Genomic DNA, 7,500 nt, shown 5'->3' with positions numbered 1-7,500 from the left:
CGGGGTTGTGGGATCTCTTTTTCACGGTCTGCCGGCTGTGAGACGAGTCAGAAACCGTTGATGTAGGCGAAGGACATGCGAAAGGTCCGGCGTAGAGGGTAAGACCCCCGTAGCTGAAACATTGACGGCTCGTTTAAGAGACACCCAAGTAGCACGGGGCCCGAGAAATCCCGTGTGAATCTGGCGGGACCACCCGCTAAGCCTAAATATTCCCTGGTGACCGATAGCGGATAGTACCGTGAGGGAATGGTGAAAAGTACCGCGGGAGCGGAGTGAAATAGTACCTGAAACCGTGTGCCTACAAGCCGTGGGAGCGTCGCTGTATGTGCTTGCACATGCAGTCGTGACTGCGTGCCTTTTGAAGAATGAGCCTGCGAGTTTGCGGTGTGTTGCGAGGTTAACCCGTGTGGGGAAGCCGTAGCGAAAGCGAGTCCGAATAGGGCGTTTCAGTAGCACGCTCAAGACCCGAAGCGGAGTGATCTAGCCATGGGCAGGTTGAAGCGGAGGTAAGACTTCGTGGAGGACCGAACCCACCAGGGTTGAAAACCTGGGGGATGACCTGTGGTTAGGGGTGAAAGGCCAATCAAACTCCGTGATAGCTGGTTCTCCCCGAAATGCATTTAGGTGCAGCGTCGTGTGTTTCTTGCCGGAGGTAGAGCACTGGATAGGCGATGGGCCCTACCGGGTTACTGACCTTAGCCAAACTCCGAATGCCGGTAAGTGAGAGCGCGGCAGTGAGACTGTGGGGGATAAGCTCCATGGTCGAGAGGGAAACAGCCCAGAGCATCGACTAAGGCCCCTAAGCGTACGCTAAGTGGGAAAGGATGTGGAGTCGCAGAGACAACCAGGAGGTTGGCTTAGAAGCAGCCACCCTTGAAAGAGTGCGTAATAGCTCACTGGTCAAGTGATTCCGCGCCGACAATGTAGCGGGGCTCAAGCGTACCGCCGAAGTCGTGTCATTCGTACATGTATCCCCAACGGGAGTACGGATGGGTAGGGGAGCGTCGTGTGCCGGGTGAAGCAGCCGCGGAAGCGAGTTGTGGACGGTTCACGAGTGAGAATGCAGGCATGAGTAGCGATACACACGTGAGAAACGTGTGCGCCGATTGACTAAGGGTTCCTGGGTCAAGCTGATCTGCCCAGGGTAAGTCGGGACCTAAGGCGAGGCCGACAGGCGTAGTCGATGGACAACCGGTTGATATTCCGGTACCCGCTTTGAAACGCCCAATACTGAATCAGGCGATGCTAAGTCCGTGAAGCCGGCCCGATCTCTTCGGAGTTGAGGGTAGTGGTGGAGCCGACGAACCAGACTTGTACTAGGTAAGCGATGGGGTGACGCAGGAAGGTAGTCCAGCCCGGGCGGTGGTAGTCCCGGGGTAAGGGTGTAGGCCGTGTGGTAGGTAAATCCGTCACACGTTAAGGCTGAGACCTGATGCCGAGCCGATTGTGGTGAAGTGGATGATCCTATGCTGTCGAGAAAAGCCTCTAGCGAGTTTCATGGCGGCCCGTACCCTAAACCGACTCAGGTGGTCAGGTAGAGAATACCGAGGCGTTCGGGTGAACTATGGTTAAGGAACTCGGCAAAATGCCCCCGTAACTTCGGGAGAAGGGGGGCCATCACTGGTGATCCGATTTGCTCGGTGAGCTGGGGGTGGCCGCAGAGACCAGCGAGAAGCGACTGTTTACTAAAAACACAGGTCCGTGCGAAGCCGTAAGGCGATGTATACGGACTGACGCCTGCCCGGTGCTGGAACGTTAAGGGGACCGGTTAGCTGACTTTCGGGTCGGCGAAGCTGAGAACTTAAGCGCCAGTAAACGGCGGTGGTAACTATAACCATCCTAAGGTAGCGAAATTCCTTGTCGGGTAAGTTCCGACCTGCACGAATGGCGTAACGACTTCTCGACTGTCTCAACCATAGGCCCGGTGAAATTGCACTACGAGTAAAGATGCTCGTTTCGCGCAGCAGGACGGAAAGACCCCGGGACCTTTACTACAGTTTGATATTGGTGTTCGGTTCGGCTTGTGTAGGATAGGTGGGAGACTTTGAAGCGGCCACGCCAGTGGTTGTGGAGTCGCCGTTGAAATACCACTCTGGTCGTGCTGGATGTCTAACCTGGGTCCGTGATCCGGATCAGGGACAGTGTCTGATGGGTAGTTTAACTGGGGCGGTTGCCTCCTAAAGAGTAACGGAGGCGCCCAAAGGTTCCCTCAGCCTGGTTGGCAATCAGGTGTTGAGTGTAAGTGCACAAGGGAGCTTGACTGTGAGACCGACGGGTCGAGCAGGGACGAAAGTCGGGACTAGTGATCCGGCAGTGGCTTGTGGAAGCGCTGTCGCTCAACGGATAAAAGGTACCCCGGGGATAACAGGCTGATCTTCCCCAAGAGTCCATATCGACGGGATGGTTTGGCACCTCGATGTCGGCTCGTCGCATCCTGGGGCTGGAGTCGGTCCCAAGGGTTGGGCTGTTCGCCCATTAAAGCGGTACGCGAGCTGGGTTTAGAACGTCGTGAGACAGTTCGGTCCCTATCCGCTGTGCGCGTAGGAATATTGAGAAGGGCTGTCCCTAGTACGAGAGGACCGGGACGGACGAACCTCTGGTGTGCCAGTTGTCCTGCCAAGGGCATGGCTGGTTGGCTACGTTCGGAAAGGATAACCGCTGAAAGCATCTAAGCGGGAAGCCTGCTTCGAGATGAGTATTCCCACCAACTTGATTGGTTAAGGCTCCCAGTAGACGACTGGGTTGATAGGCCAGATGTGGAAGCCCGGTAACGGGTGGAGCTGACTGGTACTAATAGGCCGAGGGCTTGTCCTCAGTTGCTCGCGTCCACTGTGTTTGTTCTGAAATAACGAACGGCCGTGTTGTGTTCCGGTGTTGGTTAATTTCATAGTGTTTCGGTGGTCATTGCGTTAGGGAAACGCCCGGTTACATTCCGAACCCGGAAGCTAAGCCTTTCAGCGCCGATGGTACTGCAGGGGGGACCCTGTGGGAGAGTAGGACGCCGCCGAACTCCTTTTACGGGAAAGCCCCGTGCCCTTGTGGCACGGGGCTTTTCTGCGTTCACAGGGCCGGGAGGTGCGACAATCCTGCGGTGTCTGACGAGTCATCGTGCTGGTACCGGGGCCGCTTGGTCCTTGGCCCGTTCAGGCCGTGCGAGGCCGACGAGCTTGAAGGTCTCGAACGGGAGATCGGGCTGCCTCTGGCGACGCCGTACCGCTCGTTCCTGGAAGCTGCAGGAGGGAAGAGCCTTACCTCCTCGGTTCACTTGCCGGATTGCGAATCGGAGCCGCTGCAGAGCTTCGACGACCTTTATCAGCTCGGCCGTGCTGACCCCGGAACCAGCGTGGTTGTTCAGTCTGCGTTGGTGTCATGCCCACTCGGCAAGACCTCTATCTAACTCGTACGGCCCCGTGTGCTCGTCCTCGACGCCTTCGCCATGCGTCGGCTCTCCGCAGCCCACGCCGACGACCTCCGCGAGCTGATCAGTGAATGACGGGGCCGGCCCGTGATAATCACCAACAACCGGGCACCCGGCGACCGGTATCGCCTTTTCCCCGGCCTCGTCGCCGCCGAGTCGCTCATGGACCGCCTCTCTTGGATCACCGCGCGGTTCTACATCCCCACCCCTCTGGTCCTGGAGCGACGGCTATCACTCAATCCGTGTCCCGGACTTGGGCTGTACTGTCCGCGGCATGAGCGATGTGTGGGTGAGGGTATGTAGCTCTTGGCTTACTGAACCTGAGGGAGATGTTTTCGCTCGTCAGGCATAGGGCCGGTGACTTCGTGGGAGTCGCGGCCTGTAGTTTCGTCGCTCCCTGGGAGGTCGCGGATGCCGTCGATCGCCGGACTTCTGGAACAGCAAGAGGTCGCTGCTCGCCGTCGAGTTGACGGGCTGCGTGAAGAGGCCGACCGCATCCAGGCCGAAGTGGCCGCAGCCGAGCAGGAAGGGCAGGAGTGGGCGATCGCCCGCAGGCGGGTCAATACGGTGCTGGCTCCGGACGGCGGCAACACCGCCGCCGCCAAGGTCGCCCAGGGTCCGTGGGATGTGGATGCGCAGCCGGCGCCCCGGGATGCAGCGTGGCCGAAGACCATGGTGCCGTTGCGGCGTGAACGGCCCGGCGGCGGGTAAGCACGGGGTGATCGACGTTGCGGTCGTCAGCGCCGGGGTGTCCGGGGCGTACGCCGCCTGGCGACTGCTCGGCCCGGAAGCCAAGCCCGCTCTCCGACGCCAGCCCCGCCATCAGCTCAGCCAGCCGTGCCATCTGCGCGGTGCGCTCGCGCTGCCCGGCCTCGATCTCGGCCTGACTCATCGTCGCGGTGCGGCGTCGGACCTGCTCGGCGTGTTCGGGGAAGTCGCGCAGGCTCTCCTCGTACTGCGCGGGCCGGACGCCTTCGAAGAGGTTCTCCGGCTGGTTGATGCTTGTCATGGGCCTGCCGTCCTTCCTGGACTGCTCCAGTTCGGCGATCGTGCGGGAGACGGTGTCGGCCAGGGCATCGAGCCGGTCGCGCTCGGCGGGCAGTGGCCACCACGGCGACGCGCACCTCCGGCCCGTAGGTACGGGGGGCGGTTTCTAGGGATCGTTGCAACACGTGGTTGGTTTGGTCAGGCCGCGAGTAGTTTATGCAGGCGCTCGGCTGGGGTTTCCCAGCCGAGCGTTTTGCGTGGGCGGCCGTTCAGTTCAGCAGCGACCGCGTCGAGGTGTTCGCGCGCGTGGACCGAGAGATCGGTGCCCTTGGGGAAGTACTGCCGGAGCAGGCCGTTGGTGTTTTCGTTGGAGCCGCGTTGCCAGGGGCTGGCTGGGTCGCAGAAGTAGACCGGGATGCTGGTGGCGACGCTGAAGGAGCCGTGGGCGGCCATCTCCGACCCCTGGTCCCGGGTCAGGGACCGTGTGAGGTGGGACGGCAAAGTCTGGACCGTGGTGACCAGCGCGTCCCGGACGCTTTCGGAGCCGTGGTCGCCGGGCAGGTGCAGCAGCATGACGTAGCGGGTCGCGCGTTCGACCAGGGTGCCGATGGCGGACTTCCCGTCCTTGCCGATGATGAGGTCGCCCTCCCAGTGGCCGGGGACGGCACGGTCCTCGGCTTCGGCGGGGCGTTCGCTGATCATGACCATCGGGGTGGCGAACCGGGGTTGCCGCTGCTGGGCCTGGCGGCGCGGCTTGCGTCGGGCGCGGCCGGTGCGCAGGGCGCGGGCCAGCTCGCGGCGCAGTTCACCCCGGCCTTGGACGTAGAGGGCCTGGTAGACCGTCTCGTGGACCACGTGCATCTCCGGCTGCTGGGGGAACTGTGCCCGTAGAGCCTGGCAGATCTGTTCCGGGCTCCACCGTATGTCCAGGTGGCCCTGGATGAAGTCCCGCAGCTGCGGGTTCTGGCCGATCTTCCCGGGCTTCGGCCGGGGCCGGCGGGCATCAGCGCGGGCCTGGGCCGCGTGCGGGCGGTACTGGCCGTTGACCGGGTGACGGTTGCGGCGGATCTCCCGGCTGACCGTGGACGGGCTGCGGCCGAGTTCGGCGGCTGTCGCACGGACCGTGGCCTTCTCCCGCAGCCGGTCGGCGATGTGAATGCGGTCGGTCTCACGCAGATACCGCGAGGGACCGGGCGGGGGCGCCACCGCGGTGATCGGTGGCGCCCCGGTGGTCCCGCCGGACGGGGCACGGCCGTTACGCCAGCGCCGCCCGGTCTTCTCGTTGATGCCGACGATCCGGCATGCCTCTTTGTTGCTCACACCCTGCTGCATGAGCTGAAGGTAGAGGCGCCGTTCCTCGGACAAGGGACGGCGCCCCTGGATAACGGACCGGTCCCGGATCTTGAAGTCCATCGCATCCCCTGAACTGGGGTGTTGCGACAACCACTAGAACTCAAGGGGCCGGCCGGGCCGTTTCGCGTCCTTGAGAGCGGCCAGGGCACCGGCGGCGAACCGGCCCAGCCACTTGCGCACGGTGTTGACGCTGACCTTCAGCTCACGTGTGATCGCAGCACTGGCCAGTCCGTCGGCCGCCGCGAAGATGATCTTCGCCCGCAGTGCCTGCCGCACCTGCACGGCGAGTTCCACTACAACCGCAGTCGGGACAGCCTTGGTTGCGCAAGGCATGAAACTTTCCTGGCTGCGCAGGGTCTTTGCTCTGGGACTACGCGAGGGCCGCTGCGAGCGAGGAACGGGGCTCGCGGCTCAGGAGTTGACGCAGGTCGCCGCCGGTGCGGGACATGAATCCGGCAGCGATGGCGGAGTAGGTGCCCACCAGCATGGGCACCTGGAACGGTTTGGCGCCGGAAGCGGCGATGCGCGCGCGGGCCTGGGCGAGTGTCTCCGGCTCATAGGTGACGTGCGGCCCTTGTGCGTGCGCGAGGTCGGTGCCGCCGATGGCCTGCTCACCGACGAGTTCATAGACGCGCCCCGCATGGTCGGGGGCTTCCACCGCGACACGTACCGCGACATCGGCCAGATCCGCGCGTGCCACGGCTGCCAGCCGGCCCTTGCCGAGCGGGGCAGTGATCCGCCCGTCCGCCGACGGCGCCGCGAGCCAGGCCAGCAGCTCTGCATACAAGCCATTGCGCAGGATCGTCCAAGCCAGGGTGCTCTCCTGGAGCCGACGCTCGGTCCAGCGGTGCGGGAGGGCGTAGGGGAGGTGGTCGCCGTCAGCGGTGAGGCTTGTATAGACGACATGCTCCACCCCGGCCTTCTCGGCCGCGTCGATGGCGGCATCGTGCCGGGCTATGACGGTGTCATCCTCGCCGTAGCCTGCGGAGATCATCAGCAGTACGTTCACGCCTTCGAAACCCGTGATGAGCGTGTCGGGATGGTCGAAGTCGATGCGGCGGACAGGCAGCGAAGTCTGGGGCTGCTGAGGATCACGCGTTCCAAGGACGGTGTCGTCACGGCCGGCCAGCTGCTCGGCGATCAGCGTGCCCAAGGCGCCAGTGGCTCCAGTAACCAGGATCATCAGGGTCTTCCTGTTCCGGTAGGTTCTTTTCGGTAACCGGGATCATCCTGCGGATTTGCGTCAGGGAGCGTAAGGAGGCACTTCGATGTCAGTGGGGCACACGGAGGTAACCGCCGGACCCGTCGTCAGCTGTGGGGACGAGCACGAGGACTGTGGGATCCGCGAGGTGCTCGACCGGATCGGGGACAAGTGGTCGGTCCTGGTCGTGGTCGAACTGGCCCAGGGCATACGCCGTTTTCGGCAGCTGCAACGCGCCGTACCCGGTATCTCGCAACGGATGCTGACGCTCACCGTGCGTCGGCTGGAACGGGATGGGCTGGTCACCCGGACTGTGCACCCGACAGTGCCCCCACAGGTCGAGTACGAGCTCACAGCGATGGGCCACAGCCTCACACATCTGGTAAAAGCCCTCGCGGACTGGTCAGCAGAACACCGCGACGCCATCGCCCGAGCACGCGAAGAATGGGATGCCGAACATCCCGACTCCGGGATCCGCTGAACGAACGGGCCACGGTCCTCCGCACCTTGCCGACCATGACGCGCCACGGGTCGATCCCCC

At 63.0% G+C, this 7,500-nt stretch carries 6 protein-coding genes, 2 rRNA genes and 1 pseudogene (2 of these 9 cut by a window edge); 5 read left to right on the top strand and 4 right to left on the bottom strand.

The genetic code is table 11. The annotated features are described in order from the left end of the window. The 3 genes from NRF20_RS21635 to NRF20_RS21625 form a co-directional block, all read left to right on the top strand. Positions 1 to 2,814, top strand: a 23S ribosomal RNA gene (locus tag NRF20_RS21635) (it extends 311 nt beyond the left edge of the window). Positions 2,815 to 2,893: 79 nt separating this feature from the next. After that, positions 2,894 to 3,010, top strand: a 5S ribosomal RNA gene (rrf, locus tag NRF20_RS21630). 819 nt (positions 3,011 to 3,829) lie between these two features. Then, positions 3,830 to 4,129 (top strand): hypothetical protein, encoded by a 300-nt coding sequence (locus NRF20_RS21625; RefSeq protein ID WP_413753112.1) that lies wholly within the window; start codon positions 3,830 to 3,832, stop codon positions 4,127 to 4,129. 103 nt (positions 4,130 to 4,232) lie between these two features. Here NRF20_RS21625 and NRF20_RS21620 read toward each other — a convergent pair. The 4 genes and pseudogenes from NRF20_RS21620 to NRF20_RS21605 form a co-directional block, all read right to left on the bottom strand. Continuing rightward, positions 4,233 to 4,520, bottom strand: a pseudogene (locus tag NRF20_RS21620) (MerR family transcriptional regulator); the annotation flags it as partial. Positions 4,521 to 4,603: 83 nt separating this feature from the next. Then, a complete protein-coding gene (locus NRF20_RS21615; RefSeq protein ID WP_398635268.1) occupies positions 4,604 to 5,725 on the bottom strand; it encodes an IS30 family transposase in 1,122 nt (373 codons plus the stop codon). Between the two features lie 126 nt (positions 5,726 to 5,851). Next, on the bottom strand, positions 5,852 to 6,091 hold the full coding sequence (locus NRF20_RS21610; protein ID WP_413753111.1) for a helix-turn-helix domain-containing protein: 240 nt from the start codon (positions 6,089 to 6,091) through the stop codon (positions 5,852 to 5,854). Between the two features lie 37 nt (positions 6,092 to 6,128). Beyond that, positions 6,129 to 6,941: an NAD(P)H-binding protein gene (locus tag NRF20_RS21605; protein ID WP_413753110.1), complete on the bottom strand. Its 813-nt coding sequence runs from the start codon at positions 6,939 to 6,941 to the stop codon at positions 6,129 to 6,131. Between the two features lie 85 nt (positions 6,942 to 7,026). On the opposite strand from NRF20_RS21605, the gene NRF20_RS21600 reads away from it, so the two are divergent. Continuing rightward, a complete protein-coding gene (locus tag NRF20_RS21600) occupies positions 7,027 to 7,440 on the top strand; it encodes a winged helix-turn-helix transcriptional regulator (RefSeq protein ID WP_398635266.1) in 414 nt (137 codons plus the stop codon). Positions 7,441 to 7,475: 35 nt separating this feature from the next. Then, on the top strand, positions 7,476 to 7,500 hold the start of the coding sequence (locus NRF20_RS21595; protein ID WP_413753109.1) for a hypothetical protein. It continues 488 nt past the right edge of the window; only the first 25 of its 513 coding nucleotides appear in the window; it begins with the start codon at positions 7,476 to 7,478; its stop codon lies off the right edge, out of view.

Source organism: Streptomyces sp. R-74717, assembly GCF_047305335.1.
Taxonomy (GTDB): domain Bacteria; phylum Actinomycetota; class Actinomycetes; order Streptomycetales; family Streptomycetaceae; genus Streptomyces; species Streptomyces atratus.
Note: the sequence above shows the minus strand (reverse complement) of the source record. Positions and strands in the feature narration are given on the sequence as shown.

Coding starts and splice junctions, on each gene's coding strand:
- NRF20_RS21625 (WP_413753112.1), top strand. CDS start 3,830: ATGCCGTCGATCGCCGGACTTCTGGAACAGCAAGAGGTCGCTGCTCGC.
- NRF20_RS21610 (WP_413753111.1), bottom strand. CDS start 6,091: ATGCCTTGCGCAACCAAGGCTGTCCCGACTGCGGTTGTAGTGGAACTC.
- NRF20_RS21605 (WP_413753110.1), bottom strand. CDS start 6,941: ATGATCCTGGTTACTGGAGCCACTGGCGCCTTGGGCACGCTGATCGCC.
- NRF20_RS21600 (WP_398635266.1), top strand. CDS start 7,027: ATGTCAGTGGGGCACACGGAGGTAACCGCCGGACCCGTCGTCAGCTGT.